Raw genomic sequence first — 19,313 nt, forward strand, 5'->3', positions numbered from 1 at the left:
GGCCAAAGGCCGCTCTTTTCAATTCAATATAAAACGTAAATTAGTTTTTTACGATTTTAAAAGACTTGATTGCTCCGTCAATAGATACAGTAGCAATGTAAATTCCAGACTGTAATCCTGAAAGTTCAATAGTTTCGTTGTTGCTGCTCAATTTTTGAGAAACAACTTGTTGACCTAACATATTGTAAAGTGCAACATTCTCCATTAAAGTGCTTGCTGAAAGATTTAATTGGTTGTTTGCTACAAAGTATTCAAAACCTTTGAACTCATTAGTTCCAACAGCTAAAACACCACTTACCATTACGTCATCAATAGAAAGAAAGTCCATATCACTAACATCGTGATGTCTGAAAGCTATGTAAACAGTCTCACCAGACAAGCTTGAAAGATCTAAAGAACGCTCAAATTGAGTTCCTGCATCTGCTGGGTCATCATAAATTTCAGTGAAAGTTACCGTAGCAGCTTCTAAATCAACGATGTCACTACTAGTGGCAACATATACAGTATATTTTTCTAAGTCCCATTCAGCTGCTGCAGCCTGAACTTTCCAAGTTAATTCAACGTTTCCACTAGCAGTTGTCAAATCAATAGCTGGAGAAACAATCCAATTATCTGGAGTTAAAGCAGTACCGCCTTGCCAAGATCTTGAAATAATTGAAATCGGTGTTACTGGGTTTCCGTCAGTGTCTTCTACAACAAAAAGATCAGCCCACAAGTTTCCGTCGCCATCTTCATCGTAAAGAGTCCAATCTGAAACATCTTCGTCATTAAAGTCGTCTGAGAAAAAAGTAGTCTGTGCAGTCATTGCAAAGCCAGCAAATAATGCGGCCATTAATGTAATTTTTTTCATTTTAAATATTATTAGGGTTAAATTTATTTTCCAAAAATAGGTTTTGAGCTTTCGGGATTGCTTATTTCCGTACGGTTTAACGCCTTTTAGTATATTCGTATATATATCCTCGTATACTGATGTATCACTATCTTTATAACAGCGTACTTACACAATTCTGTTTATAAACTTGCAACAAGGGTGTTTTAATAAAGGACTGATGGGTCGCCTATTATTAATTCTGTTAAACTTAGTTTTTCTAACAGACAATAAACCCTTCTAGCTTTTAAACTGGTTTGAAACTGTCGTCCTATTTTAACTATCTTTGACGCTTTATGAAGATAGTTTCACGCATAAAACTTCCCATTGAATTAGAAATGGAGCTTTTCGAGAAAAAGTTCTCCGCTTCTATGTCGTCTAAAGTTTCCCTTCTCAATAGAATTACGCACTATGTTGTAAATAGAAAGGGAAAACAAATGCGACCCATGTTCGTTTTTCTAATTGCGAAAATGACCAACAATGGCGAAGTAAACGAACGCACGTATCGTGGCGCTTCGGTAATTGAATTAATACACACGGCAACTTTAGTGCACGACGATGTGGTGGACGACAGTGATCGCCGTCGCGGATTTTTCTCTATAAATGCGCTTTGGAAGAATAAAATTGCTGTGTTAGTGGGTGATTATCTGCTTTCAAAAGGATTATTACTTTCTATTGATAATGATGATTTCGATCTGCTAAAAATAATCTCAGTCGCAGTTCGCGAAATGAGCGAGGGTGAATTACTTCAGATTGAAAAAGCCCGCCGACTCGATATTACTGAAGAAATCTATTTTGAAATTATACGTCAAAAGACAGCTACTTTAATCGCAGCCTGTTGCGCAATGGGAGCCCGTTCCGTAATGGCACCAGATGAAGAAGTTGAAAAAATGCGCAAGTTTGGCGAACTCATCGGTACAGCTTTTCAAATAAAAGATGATCTTTTCGATTATGGTAACGAGCATATCGGCAAACCCACGGGTATCGATATTAAGGAGCAAAAAATGACGCTTCCTTTAATATATGCCTTAAATAATGCGACTTCCGAAGAAAAAAAATGGCTTATCAATTCCGTTAAAAATCATAATAAAGACAGCAAACGCGTAAAAGAAGTTATCGCTTTTGTGAGGGATAATGGCGGTTTGGATTATGCCGTTGTAAAAATGAAGGATTTCCAGCAACAAGCGCTTCTACTTTTAAATACCTATCCTGCTTCGCCCTATAAAGATTCGCTAGAGTTGATGGTGAATTATGTTATAGACCGGAAAAAGTAGCAGCTTGCAGTCTCAGTTTCCAGTGGTAAACTGAATACTGCCACTGAAAACTGAAAACTTTTTTCTTCCAGGCAACCTTTTTTAAAAAACCTGCGTCTATTAAAATAGAAGCCTATAAAAGCGAAGCGTATTTTGAAAATAATACCCTTACATAAAAATTATTCTAAGTTGATTAGCAAGTCGTCTAAAGGCGATCGCCGCGCGCAGCATCAATTGTTTGAAATGTTTTCGCCCAAAATGTTGGGTGTTTGCAGACAGTATTTAAAAAACAACGATTTGGCTGAAGAGGTAATGTTAACCGGGTTTTTCAAGGTATTTACAAATTTAACTGCTTTTAAAAACGAAGGTAGTTTTGAAGGATGGATACGCCGAATAATGGTAAACGAAAGTATTTCGCAACTTCGGAAGGACAAAAAATTACATTTTATTTCTGAATCTGAAATTGAGAATACAACCGCCCATTCCACTTTTATTGAAACCGAATTAGAAACGGCTGAAATTCAAAAAATGATTGACAATCTGCCCGACGGTTACAAAACGGTTTTTGTGCTCTACGCGGTTGAAGGTTACAAACACGGTGAAATTGCAGAGCTATTGCAGATAAGTGAAAGCACTTCAAAGACACAACTTTTTAAAGCACGTAAAATGCTTCAAAACATGGTAAAACAACAAAATAATATAAGTTATGGCACCTTATAAATTAGAAGATAATATTCGCGAAAAGCTAGAGGCGAGGGAACTAAAACCTTCTTCCGAAGCTTGGAAAAAACTAGAGGCAAAATTAGATGCCGAACAACCTAAAAAGAAACCAGTGCTTTGGTATTACGCTGCAGCAAGTTTTGTGGGTTTCTTAATTCTGGCCTCGGTTTTCTTAGGCAGAAATAATACAGAAGTAATCAATCAAATTGTAGAAGAAAACCCCGAGCAATTGATTGAAAATGAATCTGAAATTATTCCCAACAACTCTGAAGTTACTGAAATTGTTTCCGATGAAAATAATTCAGAAAAAGAAACTGAAAAGAAACAAGAAACGAATTCAACTCAATTAAAAACACTTCCGCAGAAAAAATCTGTAATTGATGAAAAGATAGAAAAAAGTGAGGCTATTGCAACAACTTCCGAAAGCGAAAAACAATCTAAAAAGGATGCTTATGCAACCACTTCGGGCTTAAATTCTGAAGCATTAGCGAAGGAAGAAGAAAAACTTTTGAATAATAAAATAGATGAAGTGGTTGCTTCGGTTAAAAAACTTCAGCAGAATAACTCGGAGGTTTCTATAAGTGAAGTGGAAAACCTGTTAAACAACGCTCGCCGCGAAATACAGACCCAACGAATTTTAAACAGCCCGAAAGTAGATGCCACTGCATTGCTTCAGGATGTGGAAGTGGAGTTGGAAAAAAGCTTCCGCGACAAAGTTTTTGACGCCCTCGGCGAAGGTTTTCAAAAAGTGCGCACCGCCGTTTCGGAACGAAATGATTAGCTGTATCTCCTCTCTAGCGTAACATTTTTTGTGCAGTCTAAAGACAGGCAAAAGTTTATTATAAGTATCAATTAACATTCATCAATAATTCATCATTAATCAAAAAAATCGAACAGTTATGAAATCACTAATCACGATTACACTTGCGCTCACAATATGGCTTTTAGCCGGTGTTTATGCACAAGCACAGCAAACAACCCCAGAAACACAAACTGCTGTTGAGCAGCTAAGTGCGTTAAAAGAAAAGATTATCCAAGAGGAAAAAGACGCGCTAAAAGTAGAAATTGAAAGAATAAATACGTTGTTAAACAGTGATGGCGTTACCGAAGCAGAGGGCGAAATTTTAAAACAAAAAGCTGCAGAAAAGCACGCGCTAAACATCGAAAATCGTTTGGCGATAATTGATAATAAGATTGCACTGCTAAAGCGAAATGGTGCTAGGGACATTGATGATAGCGGGTTAAGCATCCGTATTGGGTATAATGATAAAAAAAGTAAGGAAGAAGGCTTGTTGAATATAGAAGTCAAAACAAAGAAGCGAAAGTACGATCGGAGAACTTCCTCAGATCTCGTCTTCGCTTTTGGTCTGAACAACGCCACAACAGAAGGCGAATCTTTAAAAGATTCCGACTTTAAAGTTGCCGGAAGCCGTTTTGCCGAACTTGGCTGGGCGTGGAAAACCCGTGTTTTTGATAACACAAATTGGTTGCGAATTAAGTATGGTGTATCCTTCCAATTTAACGGATTGAAGCCAACAGACAACCGATTTTTTGTAGATGCTGGAGAACAGACCGAGCTGCAAACCTATCCTTTAAATTTGGACAAGTCAAAATTTAGAATGGACAATCTAGTTGTGCCATTTCACTTCGAGTTTGGGCCTTCAAAAAAGATAGAGCACGATGATTACTTTCGTTATAATACCGAAAATAAACTTACAGTTGGTCTAGGAGGTTATGCGGGAATAAATTTGAGCACTCGTCAAAAACTAAAATTTGAAGAAGATGGCGAAGACCAAAAACTAAAATTAAAAGCAAATTATAACACTAACCAATTTATCTACGGCCTTAGTGGTTATATAGGTTGGCAAGGCGTGGCGCTATATGCCAAATACGATCTCAACACAATTTTTAAAAACAATCCCGTAGACCAACACAACGTTTCTCTAGGTTTACGCTTCGATGTAGATTAGCCAGAACGACTTTCATTATTCGTTTGTTTATAAACCTGCAAGGTTTTCAAAACCTTGTAGGTTTCTCTTTTATATATTGTTATTTTTACCGAGAGCTTCATTCTATTAACCAATAACCACTCACAACAACTTTGATCTCCAAAACCACAATAGAAAACGTTTTTGAAACCGCCCGCGTAGAGGAGGTAATTGGTGATTTTGTTCAGCTAAAAAAATCTGGAACCAATTATAAAGGTCTCAGCCCATTTACCGATGAACGATCGCCGAGTTTTATGGTGAGTCCCGTTAAACAGATTTGGAAAGATTTTAGTAGCGGAAAAGGCGGAAATGTAGTTTCATTTTTAATGGAACACGAACATTTCACCTATCCAGAAGCCATAAAGTTTTTAGCTAAAAAGTATGGTATTGAAATAGAAGAAACCGAGCAAACTTCTGAAGATAAAGAACAGGCCAACGAACGCGAAAGCCTCTATTTAGTTAGTGAATTCGCGAAAAATTATTTCCACAGCACCTTATTAAAAACCGAAGAAGGCAAAGCCATTGGTCTTTCCTATTTCAAAGAAAGAGGTTTTACAGACGAAACCATTAAAAAGTTTGAACTGGGTTATTCGCCAGATTCTTGGGATGCTTTTACTAGCCACGCCATTAAAAAAGGCTACAAGCTAGAATTTCTTGAGAAAACGGGTCTTTCAATTGTAAAAGAAGAAAAGCAGTTTGACCGTTTTAAGGGAAGGGTAATGTTTCCGATTTTAAGTATGAGCGGTCGTACGTTAGGTTTCGGTGGGCGTATTTTAACTTCAGATAAAAAAGCAGCAAAATATTTAAACTCTCCCGAAAGCGATATTTACCACAAAAGTAAAGTGCTTTACGGAATTTTTAACGCCAAACAAAGCATCGCCAAAGAGGATAATTGCTATTTGGTGGAAGGATATACAGATGTTATCCAGTTTCACCAAACGGGTATTCACAACGTTGTTTCTTCTTCGGGAACGGCTTTAACTTCGGAACAGATTCGGCTAGTTAATCGCCTAACCAAAAACATTACCGTTCTTTTTGATGGTGACGCTGCGGGGCTTCGTGCTTCTCTTCGCGGGATAGATTTGATTTTGGAGCAAGGGATGAACGTGAAAATTTGCACCTTCCCAGAAGAGGAGGATCCAGATAGTTTTTCGCGTAAAAATTCTTTGGAAGAACTCACGCTCTATTTAGAAGAAAACGCCAAAGATTTTATCACTTTCAAAGCTTCTTTGTTAGCTACTGATGCAAAGAACGACCCGATTAAAAAAAGTGAAACCATCCACGATATGGTTAATAGCATCGCGAAAATACCCGATGTTATTCAGCGTGAAGTGTACATTAAGGAATGTTCGCGGATTATGGATATTTCGGAACAAGTGTTATTTAATACGCTAGCGCAGATTTTTCAGAAAGACAAAAAGGAAGCTGCCAAAAAAACCAATGTTCAGCAGGAACCATTTGAAGTTATTCCTGCGGAAAAAAAGTTTGAAAAAGTAGATGTTCAGCTTGAATTGGAGCAAAAAATAATTGAGCTGTTGCTGCTTTATGGAAATGTTGAGGAAGATTTTGAAGATTTAATACTTGAAGCAGATGACAAGGGCGAGATTTCACTTAAACCTGAAATTCACAAATCTCGGGTTTTTGAAAAGATATATCTCGATTTGCAGGATGATGAAATTGAGTTTACCAATCCTGAGTTCAAAGATTTATATTTTGAAGTAGTGAACAGGTTTAACCTAAATCCGGAAGCGAAAGCTGAAACTTTTATAAATGATTTGAAACCCGAACTAGCATCTGCCGTCACCCATATATTAATGGAAGAGGAGCGCTATGTGTTGCACGATTGGGAGCGGAAAGAAATTTATGTTAAGCAGAAGGAAAAGACGATTGCCCAAATTGTTAGTGAAACTATTCTAAATCTACGCCGTCACTTGGTTTCTCAAAAAATAAATGAATTGTCTGAATTGATGAAGGAGGGAAAGAATACCGACAATGATTCTGGCCTTCAGGAAATTGTAGATTATATAAGCCTTAAAAAAGTGCTTTCCAATAAACTTAATCGCGTGCTTTAAATTAATTATACTGAAACATTCTGGCTTGGTTAATTAATTCAGCCAAATTTGAGAGATTTAATTTTTTTAAGAGTCTTGTTTTGTAGGTGCTCACGGTTTTTTCATTGATTTCTAAGAGCGATGCAATGTCTTTATTGCGTTTGCCATTTGAAAGAAGGTTAAGCACTTCTATTTCTCTAGCTGAAAGTTTTTTGTATCTACCAATAATTGTGTTATCGTTTAACGAACAGTTATTGAAAGCTGCTGCCAGTTCGTCGTTTAAAAATACTCCGCCAACAGCAATGCGTCTAATAGCATTTAGGATAGTTTCAGAACTAGAGGTTTTAGGAATATAACCAGAGGCTCCCGATTTAATAGACCGCAGTGCATAAATTTCTTCGGGATGCGATGAAAAAACGGCAATTCGAGTTTTAGGAAATTCTTCGTGTAAGCTTCGCAATGTGCGAAACCCGTTGATTTCTGGAATGTTTAATTCTAAAATTAAAATATCTGGACGTACTCTTTCAATACATTGTGATAATTCAGATCCACGAGATACATTTCCCACTACAGAATATTCTTTTGTGCTTTCTAGCAAGACCGAAACACCGTCCCTAGTCATAGGATGATGGTCAGCGATTACAACTTTTTTCATCTTTGTATAATTTCATATTAACAAGCAGGGCAAGTTTCCTATGTAATATTAACAATACATTATGAGAGAATAAAACCTTTAGGGTAAGAAAAAGTAGCCTTTCGTTTAATGGCCAAATTATTCGGTAAATAACATTTTATTTCAATTCTTGAGGAATTTCGCAAACAGGAATTGGCACCATTTTATGCTGGTTGGCCCTGTTAAGTCTCGTGTAAATGGTTAAAACTTCCTTTTGTCTATCAGTGAAGTCATCATTTTGTTTGCCATTTGCTATTGTATTCATCGCCCATTCCAGTTCGTCGTAACTTGCACCCAGTTGGTCTTCATCAGATCTGCTATCGCCAAAAAGTCCATCGGTTGGAGCTGCTTTTATTATTGAATCGGGTATGTTTAATGCCTTTGCAATTTCGTATACTTCACTTTTCATTAAATCGGCAATCGGGCTTAAATCTACACCGCCATCGCCATATTTTGTGTAAAAGCCTACACCAAAATCTTCTATCTTATTTCCCGTACCTGCCACCAAATACCGGTGCAGTCCTGCAAAATAATACAATGTCGTCATTCGTAAACGCGCTCGGCTATTGGCTAAAGATAGATCAAGAAAACTATCATTAGCAGTTTGTGGTACTTCGGTTTTAAATTGTTCAAAAACGGAAGTTAGGTTAACTTCTGTGTTGGCTACATTCGCAAATTTTTTTTTCAATAACTTAATATGTTCACGTCCGCGGCTTACTTGGTTGGGCGCTTGGTGTATGGGCATTTCCACACAAAGCGTGCGCAGTCCAGTTTTAGCACATAGTGCAGAGGTTACTGCAGAATCTATTCCGCCGCTTATTCCTACTACAAAGCCGTCCATTTTTGCATTTACAGCATAGTTTTTTAGCCAGTTTACAATATAATCTATAACTTTTTCGGTATGCATTTTCCGTGTTTTTAATCTTTTATAATAATACCTTTGCATCGCAAAAGTGGTTAAAGATAAAATTAATAAAAAGGAAAGTCGTTAACCTACAATAAGATTATTTATATGATAAAATATTTTGTGTCGGTACTTTTTGTGGTTCTGCTTTTTTCGTGCAATTCCAAAAGTAAGGTTGAAAAGGAAATAGGAAAAATTCCTATGAATGTCGAAATTATCCGTTTCGACAAAGCGTTTGGGTCTACAACGCCGGATGAGTTACCGAAGTTGAAAGCAGAGTTTCCATCATTTTTTCCAGAACAATATAACGATAGTATTTGGGTTGAAAAGTTAACCGATACACTTCAAAAAGAATTGGAGAACGAGGTTCTAAAAGCGTTTCCAAATGAAGACACTTTGCAGGAAGTACTTGTTTCCCTGTTTCAACATATAAAATATTATTTTCCAGAATTTTCAACACCTGTAGTGGTTACCACAACATCTGATGTTGATTATAGAAACAAAGTAATTCTTGCCGATAGTATGCTAGTGATAGGATTGGACAATTATTTGGGAAGCCAGCATCGGTTTTATGAAGGGATAGATAAATATATTGCGAAGGAAATGAAGCCTAGTCAAATTGGTCCCGATGTTGCTGAAAGATATGCAAGGCAATATATTAAAGTACCTAATAGAAGATCATTTTTAGGACAAATTGTGTTCTTCGGAAAAGAACTTTATTTAAAAGAACTATGGCTTCCATATACGACGGATGCCGAAAAAATAGGTTATACCGAAGAAGAATTCCAATGGGCAGAGGAGAATGAGGAGTATATGTGGCGTTATTTTATAGAAAAGGAATTGTTGTACAGTACAGATCCAAAACTTGCTGCACGCTTTGTAAGCCCTGCGCCGTTTTCGAAATTTTATCTTGAAATAGATAACGAATCCCCAGGGATGTTAGGAAGATATTTAGGCTGGAAAATAGTGCGTGCCTACATGCAAAATAATAATACTGATGTTCAGCAATTAATGGCAACTGAAGCTGACGAAATATTTACAAATTCAAAATACAAACCAAAGAAATAATGGCAATAAAACATACTTCGGAAATAAGACTAAACGTTGGGCTAGACGAAAATAAAATCCCCGAAACAATTAAATGGACGGCAGAAGACGGAGGGATTTCAAATGAAGAAACTAAAGCTGTAATGCTTTCAGTTTGGGACAATAAAAAGCAAGAATCGCTACGTATAGACCTTTGGACAAAAGATATGCCGGTAGATGAAATGAAGATCTTTTTTCACCAAACATTGAGCGCCATGGCAGAAACATTTCAGCGTGCAACTAATGATGAAAAAATGAGCGCCACTATGCGCGATTTCTGCGATTATTTTGCTGAAAAGTTGGAGCTAAAGCGGGATTAAAGAGTTTAAAATTCTGAATCTATGACTGAAGCATTTAGCTTGTCAATATAATTTAGAACTTCATCTCTTCCAATAAAGTTACTAGCAGAGGTTACAAAATACGGAGGCATATCTTCCCAAGTTTCTAGCATTTTTTCAGTATATACTGCTATATTTCGTTCTAAAGCTAGTGGTTTTACTTTATCTGCTTTTGTGAAAATAATGTTGAAAGGAATTCCTGTTTCACCCATCCATTGTATAAATTCTAAATCTATAGGTTGGGGCTCAAGTCTGCAGTCAATCAACACAAAAGCGAGTACCATTTGTTCGCGCTTTTCGAAGTAATTGGTAATAAATTTCTGAAATGTTTTTTTACTACTTTTTGAAACACGGGCATAGCCGTAGCCAGGTAAATCTACTAAATACCAGTTTTTATTTATAATAAAATGATTGATAAGCTGCGTTTTCCCTGGTCTTCCAGAGGTTTTTGCCAAGCTTTTACGTTGCATCAACATATTGATAAGGGAAGATTTCCCAACGTTGCTTCGGCCAATAAAGGCGTATTCTGGTAAGCGGTCTTTCGGACATTTAGCAACTTCGCTGTTGCTCATTAAAAATTCCGCAGATTTAATATGCATTTTTTTGAATTATGAATTATAAGTTATTCGGGAAATTACTTTTTATAAAACCCTGAAACCGCTAAAGTCCTCGCTTAATTAGCCAAGCGTTAAGTAGTTCGTTAAACTCATCGGGATGCTCCATCATTGCAGCGTGGCCACATTTATCGATCCAATACAAGTCTGAATTTGGTAAAAGCTCATCAAATTCTACTGCTACTTCTGGAGGGGTTACATTGTCGTTTTTCCCCCAAATAATACAAGTTGGGGTATGCATTTTTGGCAAATCCTGCGCCATATTATGTCTAATTGCGCTCTTTGCAATTGCAAGTGTGCGTATCAATTTAGTTCTGTCGTTTACGGTTTCGTAAACATCGTCTACAATTTCTTTGGTGGCAACAGCAGGATCGTAAAATACATTTTCGGCTTTTTGTTTTATATACTCATAATCCCCACGTTTAGGGTAACTTTCGCCCATAGCGCTTTCGTAAAGCCCCGAACTACCGGTAATTATAAGTGCTTTTACTTTCTCTGGATACATTTTTGTGCAGAGCAGACCAATGTGTCCTCCCAATGAATTTCCCAAAAGTATCACTTCTTTATAGCCCAAATGGTCTATAAACTGCGCCACGTATTTTGCGAAATTTTTCACATTAGTGCGCAACAAAGTCATCTTGTAAATAGGCAATTCTGGAATAAGGATTTTATAGCCTTTAGGTGGAAAAAAATCAGCGACGCCATCAAAATTGCTTAATCCTCCCATTAGTCCGTGAAGGATAACAATCGGTGTGCCTTCACCAATTTCTGAATATGTAAATTTTCCTTCTCGCTTTAAGTTTATTGACATTCTTAGTTGGTGCAATTTAGAATCACAAAAGTAAGCAAAAAAATTTCATAGATTCTATATATGCGTTGCCTTTGTTTTTTGAAAGTCAGAATCTGGGTTATCTACAAAGTGGTAAAACTTATCAACAAAGTGGTAGATTGTGGTAAAAAGTGGTAAAAGTTCTATATATTTGAAACTATAATTTGCAAATAGGAAATTTCCACAATGCTCAATCTAATAGGTACATACGAATGTAAAGCAGACGTAAAAGGACGCGTCATGGTGCCTGTGCCGCTGAAAAAGCAGTTAGCAGTAGTGGCTCCTGAGGGCTTTATTATAAAACGTGCCGTTTTTCAGCCTTGTTTGGAAATTTATCCAATGAAAGAATGGGATGCCTTGATGTTAAAAATGGGCGAGTTAAATCGCTTCAACAGAAAAAACAACGACTTTATTAGAAGATTCACCGCAGGTGTAAAAACCGTTGAGCTCGATGCTACGGGGCGTTTGTTGATTCCTAAAGACCTGCTTTCTTTTGCGGGCATCAGTAAAGAAATCGTGCTTTCTTCTGCCATAAATATTATAGAAGTCTGGGATAAAGAGAAATATGAACAAGCTATTGATGATGCTGCAGATGATTTTGCAGATTTAGCTGAAGAGGTGATGGGAAACAAAAGCAACGAAGATGACGGAATATCATAATCCAGTTTTACTTAAAAGGACAGTTGAAGGCCTAGACATAAAACCAGATGGGGTTTATGTAGATGTTACTTTCGGTGGCGGCGGACATTCTCGTGAAATATTAAAACACTTGGGCCCAGACGGAAAACTCATTGCTTTTGATCAAGATAAAGATGCTTTGGCGAACGCGCTTGACGATCCAAGATTTTTGTTAATCAATCAGAATTTTCGATTTCTGAAACAATTTTTAAGATTTCACGGTCACAGAACTGTTGATGGCATTTTGGGGGATTTCGGCGTTTCCTCGCATCAATTTGATGTTGCAGAAAGAGGTTTCTCAACCCGTTTTGAGGCCGACTTGGATATGCGAATGAACCGCGACAGTAATTTTTCGGCATTTACCATTGTCAATAAATATGAAGAAGTGCAATTGCGAAATGTGCTTTCAAATTATGGTGAATTGCGAAATGCTGCTGCAATAGCACGTGTAATTGTAGAGGCCCGAGCAGAACAAAAAATAAAAACTAGCGAGCAGCTTAAAAAAGTGTTGAGAAGATTTTTGCCGGCATATAAAGAAAATAAAATTCTGGCGCAGATTTATCAGGCAATCAGAATTGAAGTTAATCAAGAGTTAGAGGCGTTAAGAGAATTTTTACTTCAAACAAACGAGGTTTTAAAACCAGGCGGAAGAATTAGTTTGATTAGCTATCATTCGCTGGAAGACAGGTTGGTGAAACGTTACATCCGCAGTGGGCTCTTTGAAGGCGAGCCGGAGAAGGATGTTTTTGGTAGAGTGGAAGTGCCTTTTAAAGCCGTGGGAAAATTCATAATTCCTACCAAAGAAGAAATTAAACTAAACAATCGAGCGCGAAGTGCCAAGCTTCGCATTGCAAAGAAAATATAATATGAAAGAAGGCTTTTATAACATAATCAAAGGGAAATTTTTGGTAAGTGATGATGCGCTAAAAAACTGGCGTTTCATCATTTTTCTTTCCGTTTTGGCTTTAGTTATGATTGGCAGTTCGCATAGCGCTGATAAAAAAGTGCACATAATTTCAAAATTGAATGCAAATGTAAAGGAGCTGAAAAGCGAATATGTGGATGTAAGAATGTTACTGATGCAGGCGCGTATGGAGAGCAAAATTATTGCAGCAATGGAGAGTCGGGGTTTACAACCTTCAACAAATCCACCAAAGCGAATTCGCATTATTGAAAAGAAAGATTAAGGATAAGAAAAAAACAATAAAGAAAATAGGCAACACGCATCTGAATACTGAAGACAAAGAATGGCTTACGAAGAAAAAAACATATTAAACCGTTTATACATCGTTGCTGGATGTATGTTCCTCTTTGCGCTAGCCATTAGCATTAAGTTGATGAACATTCAGTTTGTTGACGGCGAAAAATATCGCGCGCTTGCCAAAGAAAATACCACTAAAAACTTCGTAATTCCTGCAAACCGGGGCAATGTATATGCCGATGATGGCAGTCTATTGGCTACGTCGGTGCCAAAATACGATATCCGTTTTGATGCGGTTACAGTTACTTCGGATGATTTCAAAGAAAATTTATTGCCGCTTTCCGAAGGTCTTAGTGCCATGTTTGGGAAGCCTGTTTCTTATTATCAAAATATGTTCAGAAAAGCCCGTGCCGGTAAAAACAGGTATTTACTTGTAGCAAGAAATTTGGGTTATTCAGATTATATAAAAGTGAAAAATATGCCGCTTTTCCGCAAAGGACCTTATAAAGGAGGAATTATTGTGGAGCAGCGTACTGTTCGCGAACATCCCATTGGGAAAATTGCTCAGCGTACGGTAGGCGATGAAGCCTTTGATCGTCCTGGTTATTACGCAGTAGGATTAGAGGGTGCTTTCAACGATTTATTAACTGGTAAGGAAGGGCATCGTTTAAAGCAAAAAATAGCCCAAGGTCAATGGAAACCAGTTTCTGACGATAATGAAATTGAGCCGCAGGATGGTTTTGATATTGTATCAACTATAAATGTGAACATTCAAGATATTGCGCACCACGCTTTACTAAAGCAACTGGAGTATTATGAAGCTGAGCACGGAACGGTAATCGTTATGGAAGTTGCGACGGGCGAGATAAAAGCCGTTTCTAATTTGGGGCGCACCTCTGACGGTACTTATTACGAAAAACTTAATTACGCCATTGGTGAATCGCACGAACCTGGTTCAACTTTTAAAGTGATGGCATTGATGGCAGCTTTGGAAGATAAAGTGATTGACACCAGTAGTATTGTAGATACCGGAAATGGTAGAAAAATTTTCTACGGAAAACCAGTTAACGATTCGCACCGCGGTGGCTTTGGAAAAATTAGTGCTGCAAGGGCATTGGAAGTTTCTTCTAATATTGGTTTAGCTACAATTATTGACGAAGGTTATTCCAAAAACCCGATTAAATTCATTAATCGATTAAAAAGTTGGCACCTGAACGAAAAAACAGGTGTAGCAATCAAAGGCGAAGGACAGCCCATGATTCCTCAACCAGGCGATAAAAACTGGAGCAAGAATGCTTTACCTTCTTTGGCTTACGGTTATGGGTTAAAGCTTACTCCATTACAAACTTTAACCTTTTACAACGCTATTGCCAACAATGGAGTAATGGTGAAACCGCGTTTTATAAAGGAGGTACGTGCTTGGAATGAAAAGGTTACTACTTACGACACCAAGATTATAAATCCTAAGATTTGCTCTGATGAAACCTTGAACGAAATCAAGGAAATAATGAAAAATACTGTGAAGCGCGGTACGGGTAAATCACTTTACTCGCCAGATTTTTCAATGGCAGGAAAAACAGGAACCGCCCAAACTGAATACTGGATGCCAGATTGGAAGAGCAATCGTCGCTATGTTTCATCTTTTGCAGGATTCTTTCCCGTAGAAAATCCAAAATACTCCTGTATAGTAATTATCCATAAACCAAGTATTAAAAAAGGGTTTTATGGAGCTGATGTTTCCGGACCAGTTTTTAAAAGAGTAGCGCAAAAAATATTCACCGAATCTCGAAATGTAGATAAGGTAGATGGAATAGAAAAGCCAGATCCAGCGATTGAGCAAGATTTCGAAAAATACTATACAAATCTGCAACAGTCTTCCAAAACCATCCCAAATGTAACTGGAATGGCAGGTATGGATGCAGTTTCATTATTAGAAAATCTAGGACTTAGAGTACAAGTTGTGGGTAATGGAACAGTTTCAACACAATCAATAAAATCTGGACAATTACTGAAAAAAGGACAACTAATAACCTTGAGTTTATCGTGATATTGTTAAAAGACATACTGTACAAAGTAACCATCGAAAGCGTCGTTGGTAATACCTCTGTGGCTATAAGCAATCTTGAATTTGATTCGAGAAATGTTTCGTTGAATGATGTGTTTATCGCAATAAAAGGAACTGTTTCTGACGGGCATCAATTCATTAAAAAATCCGCAGATCAAGGGGCATTAGCTATTATTTGCGAAACTTTACCCGAAAATATTGTAAACGGAATTACCTATGTGCAGGTTACAGATTCGCATCGCGCTTTAGCGATAATGGCTGCCAATTATTACGGTAATCCTTCAGATGAATTAAAGCTTGTAGGTATAACTGGTACTAATGGAAAAACTACGGTTTCTTCACTTTTATACCAACTTTTCAAAAAAGCCGGAACTGAAGCTGGATTGCTTTCTACCGTAAAAATAATGGTGGGAGACACCGAATATAAAGCCACACACACCACGCCAGATTCTCTTACAATTAATAGATATCTGCGCGAAATGGTAGATGCTGGGGTTGAATTCTGCTTTATGGAAGTTAGTTCGCACGGCATTCATCAAAAACGTACGGAGGGCTTGCGTTTCACTGGTGGAATATTTACTAATCTTTCGCACGATCACTTAGATTATCACAAAGATTTTGCCGAGTACCGCGATGTGAAAAAGGCGTTTTTTGACAGTTTACCAAAAGCTGCTTTTGCATTGGTAAATGTGGATGACAAAAACGGCTTGGTGATGCTTCAAAATACAAAAGCGAAGAAATATACCTACGCCTTAAAAACGTACGCTGATTATAAGACGCAGGTTTTGGAAAGTCAGTTTACGGGTCAATTTCTAAAAATTAACAATCAAGATTTGTGGGTAAAATTAATTGGAGGTTTTAATGCTTACAATTTGCTTGCAATTTACGGTGCCGCTCAATTACTGGGGCTGGAGGAACTTGAAGTACTTCAAATCATGAGTACTTTAGAAAGTGTTGATGGCAGATTTCAGTATTTAATTTCTGATAAAAAAATAACCGCCATTGTTGATTATGCGCATACTCCTGACGCTTTAAAAAACGTCTTGGAAACCATTAATGAAATTCGCACCGGCAATGAAGAAGTAATTACCGTTGTGGGTTGTGGCGGCGATCGCGACGCTCAAAAACGCCCAATAATGGGTGGTATTGCAGCCTCTTTGAGTACGAAGGTAGTTTTTACAAGCGATAATCCCCGAACTGAAAATCCTGATAAAATTATTGAACAGGTTGAAGCGGGCGTGCCTGCAATTCATTATAAAAAAACAATTTCAATCACAAATAGAAAAGAAGCTATAAAAGCCGCCTGCCAAATGGCGCAGGAAAACGACATTATTTTAATTGCTGGAAAAGGTCATGAAACCTATCAGGAAATTAATGGCGAACGCTTCGATTTTGATGATTTTAAAATAGTAAGTCAAACACTAACTAACCTAAACAAGTAGCCAAATGCTTTTTTACCTATTTGAATATTTGGATAAAACATACGATATACCAGGCGCAGGCTTGTTCAATTTTATTTCCTTCCGTGCTATTTCGGCGATTATCCTTTCGTTATTTATTGCCTCGGTTTATGGTAAGAAAATAATTGAATACCTCCGAAAAAAACAGGTTGGGGAATCTATACGCGACCTCGGTTTGGAAGGTCAAAACGAAAAAGCTGGAACCCCAACAATGGGTGGAATTATTATTATTCTGGCCACACTTATACCGGTTTTGCTTTTCGCGAAACTTGAAAATATTTATGTAATCCTATTGATTGTAACTACTCTTTGGATGGGAACAATTGGTTTTATTGACGATTATATTAAAAAATTCAAAAACGATAAAAAAGGTCTGCCAGGAAAATTTAAAGTAATTGGGCAAATAGGTTTGGGACTTTTTGTGGGAATTACAATGTATCTGCATCCAGACATTGTAGTTGAAAGAACTGTTCAAAATCCTGAAGCGGAAACTCAAATAGCTCGAGTGATTGAAAAGGAATCTACAAGTACTTTTTATGTAAAGGATAAGGCAATGTTGACTACAATTCCTTTCGTAAAGGAGAATGAATTCAACTATTCCAATCTTATAAGTTGGGCTGGCGATAACTACCAAAGTTATGTGTGGCTTATTTTTATTCCTATTGTCATTTTCATTATTACAGCAGTTTCAAACGGTGCTAATCTTACCGATGGAATTGACGGACTCGCCGCGGGAACATCCGTGATTATTGCGCTTACACTTGCGTTTTTCGCTTGGGTTTCGGGTAACGTTATTTTCTCAGATTACTTAAACATTATGTATATCCCGAATACAGGCGAGATGACCATTTTTATCACGGCATTCGTCGGGGCACTAATTGGGTTTTTATGGTATAACGCCTTCCCGGCACAAGTATTTATGGGTGATACGGGTAGTTTAACTATTGGTGGTATTATAGCCGTAATAGCCATTGCAGTAAGAAAAGAATTGCTAATCCCCATTCTGTGCGGAATATTTTTAATGGAGAATCTGTCTGTGGTTTTACAAGTTACTTGGTTTAAATACACAAAGAAGAAATTTGGTGAAGGGCGACGTGTTTTCAGAATGGCGCCATTGCATCATCACTATCAAATAAAAGGATTTCACGAAAGCAAAATTGTAACCCGGTTTTTAATCGTGGGAATATTTTTAGCAATAATTACGCTTGTTACATTAAAAATTAGATAAGCTAATGGAACGACTGGTGATTCTTGGCGGCGGAGAGAGTGGAGTTGGAACTGCCCTTTTGGGTAAAAAGAAGGAGTTTGAAGTGTTTGCATCAGATTTCGGAAAAATAAAAGACAAGTACAAACAAGTTCTTATAAATAATGAGATTGAATGGGAAGAGGAAGGTCATTCCGATGAAAAAATCCTTTCTGCAGATATAGTGATGAAAAGCCCGGGAATTCCCGAAAAGGCGCCAATAATCAAAAAATTGCACGAGAAAGGAGTGAAGGTTATTTCTGAAATTGAATTCGCTTCAAAATATACAAAAGCGACAATTGTTGGAATAACTGGAAGTAACGGAAAAACTACCACTGCCAGCCTGACGCACAAAATATTGCAAGACGGCGGCTTAAATGTGGCTTTGGGTGGAAACATAGGAAAAAGTTTTGCCGAGCAAGTTGCTGAAGATAAGTATGAAAATTTCGTACTTGAGTTAAGCAGTTTTCAACTTGACGGCATCGAAAACTTTGCTCCGCACATCGCAGTTTTAACCAATTTAAGTCCAGATCATTTGGACAGATATGATTATAAATACGAAAATTATATCGCTTCAAAATTTCGGATAATAATGAATCAAACGTCGCAAGACTATTTTATTTATGATGCTGACGATGTGGAAATCATTAAATGGCTTACACAAAATCCTATAAAATCGCAACCGCTGCCTTTTTCAGTAAAAAAAGAATTGAAACAAGGCGCATTCAAAAGAAACAACGAATTAATAATAAAAATAAATAATACAGAATTTACTATGCCAATCGCAACAATAGGATTACAAGGGGAACACAATGTAAAGAACGCAATGGCTGCATCTACAGTAGCTACGCTATTGCGGATCAGAAAACAAACCATACGCGAGAGTCTTGAAGGATTTCAAGGTGTGGAACATAGATTAGAAAAAGTTTTGAAAATAAACAATGTGTTGTACATCAATGATTCTAAAGCCACGAATGTAAATGCTACATTTTATGCTTTGGATAGTATGGAAAATCCAACCGTGTGGATTGTTGGCGGAGTTGATAAGGGAAATAATTACAGTGAGTTGTTGCCTTTGGTAAACGAAAAAGTGAAAGCAATTATCTGCCTAGGCGTTGATAATCAAAAAATAGTTGATGCCTTCGGAAATGTTGTAGATACAATCGTTGAAGCAAATTCAATGGAAATGGCAGTAAAGATGGCTTACAAATTGGCTGAGCGAAATAATACAGTACTGCTTTCCCCGGCTTGTGCAAGTTTTGATTTATTTGAAAACTACGAAGATCGTGGCAGACAATTTAAAGATGCAATTAGAAATTTATAAGTTTTAAAGACAGTAGAA

Annotated in this window: 19 protein-coding genes; 14 read left to right on the top strand and 5 right to left on the bottom strand. The window is 37.3% G+C overall.

Annotated features, from left to right (window positions below; translation table 11 throughout):
• Positions 1-40: 40 nt before the first annotated feature.
• Complete coding sequence (locus AC3RVF_RS09435) at positions 41-850, bottom strand: choice-of-anchor J domain-containing protein (protein WP_489693266.1); 810 nt, start codon at positions 848-850, stop codon at positions 41-43.
• Between the two features lie 314 nt (positions 851-1,164).
• Here AC3RVF_RS09435 and AC3RVF_RS09440 point away from each other — a divergent pair, with 314 nt between their 5' ends.
• The 5 genes from AC3RVF_RS09440 (at position 1,165) to dnaG (ending at position 6,901) form a co-directional block, all read left to right on the top strand.
• Positions 1,165-2,142 carry a polyprenyl synthetase family protein gene (locus tag AC3RVF_RS09440; protein WP_489693267.1) on the top strand — a complete coding sequence of 326 codons (978 nt, stop codon included), beginning with the start codon at positions 1,165-1,167 and terminating at the stop codon, positions 2,140-2,142.
• Between the two features lie 132 nt (positions 2,143-2,274).
• The gene (locus tag AC3RVF_RS09445; RefSeq protein WP_489691400.1) at positions 2,275-2,841 is read left to right on the top strand and encodes an RNA polymerase sigma factor; all 567 of its coding nucleotides are present in this window, start codon (positions 2,275-2,277) and stop codon (positions 2,839-2,841) included.
• Positions 2,828-3,622 (top strand): hypothetical protein, encoded by a 795-nt coding sequence (locus AC3RVF_RS09450; protein WP_489691401.1) that lies wholly within the window; start codon positions 2,828-2,830, stop codon positions 3,620-3,622. The genes AC3RVF_RS09445 and AC3RVF_RS09450 overlap by 14 nt, the downstream gene beginning before the upstream one ends.
• A 118-nt stretch (positions 3,623-3,740) precedes the next feature.
• Complete coding sequence (locus tag AC3RVF_RS09455) at positions 3,741-4,811, top strand: hypothetical protein (protein WP_489691402.1); 1,071 nt, start codon at positions 3,741-3,743, stop codon at positions 4,809-4,811.
• A gap of 131 nt (positions 4,812-4,942) precedes the next feature.
• Complete coding sequence (gene dnaG, locus AC3RVF_RS09460; RefSeq protein WP_489693268.1) at positions 4,943-6,901, top strand: DNA primase; 1,959 nt, start codon at positions 4,943-4,945, stop codon at positions 6,899-6,901.
• A gap of 1 nt (position 6,902) precedes the next feature.
• Here the strand turns inward: dnaG and AC3RVF_RS09465 are convergent, their stop codons facing one another.
• Entirely contained in the window at positions 6,903-7,535 is a 633-nt protein-coding gene (locus tag AC3RVF_RS09465; RefSeq protein WP_489691404.1) for a response regulator, read from the bottom strand.
• Positions 7,536-7,671: 136 nt separating this feature from the next.
• Positions 7,672-8,460, bottom strand: coding sequence for an NAD(+) synthase (gene nadE / locus AC3RVF_RS09470; protein WP_489691405.1), 789 nt, complete (start codon positions 8,458-8,460; stop codon positions 7,672-7,674).
• A 105-nt stretch (positions 8,461-8,565) separates the two neighbouring features.
• On the opposite strand from nadE, the gene gldB reads away from it, so the two are divergent.
• Both gldB and gldC read left to right on the top strand, forming a co-directional pair.
• Positions 8,566-9,525: a gliding motility lipoprotein GldB gene (gene gldB / locus AC3RVF_RS09475; protein WP_489693269.1), complete on the top strand. Its 960-nt coding sequence runs from the start codon at positions 8,566-8,568 to the stop codon at positions 9,523-9,525.
• Positions 9,525-9,863, top strand: coding sequence for a gliding motility protein GldC (gene gldC / locus AC3RVF_RS09480; RefSeq protein ID WP_489691407.1), 339 nt, complete (start codon positions 9,525-9,527; stop codon positions 9,861-9,863). Before gldB ends, gldC begins: the two co-directional genes overlap by 1 nt.
• A gap of 5 nt (positions 9,864-9,868) precedes the next feature.
• Here gldC and yihA read toward each other — a convergent pair whose 3' ends face one another.
• Positions 9,869-10,480: a ribosome biogenesis GTP-binding protein YihA/YsxC gene (yihA, locus tag AC3RVF_RS09485; protein ID WP_489693270.1), complete on the bottom strand. Its 612-nt coding sequence runs from the start codon at positions 10,478-10,480 to the stop codon at positions 9,869-9,871.
• 61 nt (positions 10,481-10,541) lie between these two features.
• Entirely contained in the window at positions 10,542-11,306 is a 765-nt protein-coding gene (locus AC3RVF_RS09490) for an alpha/beta fold hydrolase (protein ID WP_489691409.1), read from the bottom strand.
• Positions 11,307-11,510: 204 nt separating this feature from the next.
• Between AC3RVF_RS09490 and mraZ the strand changes: the two genes are divergently transcribed.
• From mraZ to murD, 7 genes are read left to right on the top strand one after another with little or no spacing between them, the layout of a single operon-like run.
• Entirely contained in the window at positions 11,511-11,984 is a 474-nt protein-coding gene (mraZ, locus tag AC3RVF_RS09495; RefSeq protein ID WP_489691410.1) for a division/cell wall cluster transcriptional repressor MraZ, read from the top strand.
• A complete protein-coding gene (rsmH, locus tag AC3RVF_RS09500) occupies positions 11,968-12,867 on the top strand; it encodes a 16S rRNA (cytosine(1402)-N(4))-methyltransferase RsmH (protein WP_489693271.1) in 900 nt (299 codons plus the stop codon). Before mraZ ends, rsmH begins: the two co-directional genes overlap by 17 nt.
• A 1-nt stretch (position 12,868) precedes the next feature.
• Positions 12,869-13,189, top strand: a complete 321-nt coding sequence (locus AC3RVF_RS09505) for an FtsL-like putative cell division protein (RefSeq protein WP_489691412.1) — start codon at positions 12,869-12,871, stop codon at positions 13,187-13,189.
• Between the two features lie 60 nt (positions 13,190-13,249).
• Positions 13,250-15,250, top strand: coding sequence for a penicillin-binding protein (locus tag AC3RVF_RS09510; protein WP_489693272.1), 2,001 nt, complete (start codon positions 13,250-13,252; stop codon positions 15,248-15,250).
• On the top strand, positions 15,247-16,710 hold the full coding sequence (locus AC3RVF_RS09515) for a UDP-N-acetylmuramoyl-L-alanyl-D-glutamate--2,6-diaminopimelate ligase (RefSeq protein ID WP_489693273.1): 1,464 nt from the start codon (positions 15,247-15,249) through the stop codon (positions 16,708-16,710). Before AC3RVF_RS09510 ends, AC3RVF_RS09515 begins: the two co-directional genes overlap by 4 nt.
• A gap of 4 nt (positions 16,711-16,714) precedes the next feature.
• On the top strand, positions 16,715-17,956 hold the full coding sequence (gene mraY, locus AC3RVF_RS09520) for a phospho-N-acetylmuramoyl-pentapeptide-transferase (protein ID WP_489691415.1): 1,242 nt from the start codon (positions 16,715-16,717) through the stop codon (positions 17,954-17,956).
• A 4-nt stretch (positions 17,957-17,960) separates the two neighbouring features.
• Entirely contained in the window at positions 17,961-19,295 is a 1,335-nt protein-coding gene (gene murD / locus AC3RVF_RS09525; protein WP_489691416.1) for a UDP-N-acetylmuramoyl-L-alanine--D-glutamate ligase, read from the top strand.
• Positions 19,296-19,313 lie beyond the last annotated feature (18 nt).

The sequence above is a fragment of the Aequorivita sp. IT1183 genome (assembly GCF_058068265.1).

Excerpts from the sequence above, each read along its gene's own strand:
- AC3RVF_RS09435 (WP_489693266.1), bottom strand. The coding sequence starts at position 850 with ATGAAAAAAATTACATTAATGGCCGCATTATTTGCTGGCTTTGCAATG.
- AC3RVF_RS09440 (WP_489693267.1), top strand. The coding sequence starts at position 1,165 with ATGAAGATAGTTTCACGCATAAAACTTCCCATTGAATTAGAAATGGAG.
- AC3RVF_RS09450 (WP_489691401.1), top strand. The coding sequence starts at position 2,828 with ATGGCACCTTATAAATTAGAAGATAATATTCGCGAAAAGCTAGAGGCG.
- AC3RVF_RS09455 (WP_489691402.1), top strand. The coding sequence starts at position 3,741 with ATGAAATCACTAATCACGATTACACTTGCGCTCACAATATGGCTTTTA.
- AC3RVF_RS09465 (WP_489691404.1), bottom strand. The coding sequence starts at position 7,535 with ATGAAAAAAGTTGTAATCGCTGACCATCATCCTATGACTAGGGACGGT.
- nadE (WP_489691405.1), bottom strand. The coding sequence starts at position 8,460 with ATGCATACCGAAAAAGTTATAGATTATATTGTAAACTGGCTAAAAAAC.
- gldB (WP_489693269.1), top strand. The coding sequence starts at position 8,566 with ATGATAAAATATTTTGTGTCGGTACTTTTTGTGGTTCTGCTTTTTTCG.
- gldC (WP_489691407.1), top strand. The coding sequence starts at position 9,525 with ATGGCAATAAAACATACTTCGGAAATAAGACTAAACGTTGGGCTAGAC.
- yihA (WP_489693270.1), bottom strand. The coding sequence starts at position 10,480 with ATGCATATTAAATCTGCGGAATTTTTAATGAGCAACAGCGAAGTTGCT.
- AC3RVF_RS09490 (WP_489691409.1), bottom strand. The coding sequence starts at position 11,306 with ATGTCAATAAACTTAAAGCGAGAAGGAAAATTTACATATTCAGAAATT.
- mraZ (WP_489691410.1), top strand. The coding sequence starts at position 11,511 with ATGCTCAATCTAATAGGTACATACGAATGTAAAGCAGACGTAAAAGGA.
- rsmH (WP_489693271.1), top strand. The coding sequence starts at position 11,968 with ATGACGGAATATCATAATCCAGTTTTACTTAAAAGGACAGTTGAAGGC.
- AC3RVF_RS09505 (WP_489691412.1), top strand. The coding sequence starts at position 12,869 with ATGAAAGAAGGCTTTTATAACATAATCAAAGGGAAATTTTTGGTAAGT.
- AC3RVF_RS09510 (WP_489693272.1), top strand. The coding sequence starts at position 13,250 with ATGGCTTACGAAGAAAAAAACATATTAAACCGTTTATACATCGTTGCT.
- mraY (WP_489691415.1), top strand. The coding sequence starts at position 16,715 with ATGCTTTTTTACCTATTTGAATATTTGGATAAAACATACGATATACCA.
- murD (WP_489691416.1), top strand. The coding sequence starts at position 17,961 with ATGGAACGACTGGTGATTCTTGGCGGCGGAGAGAGTGGAGTTGGAACT.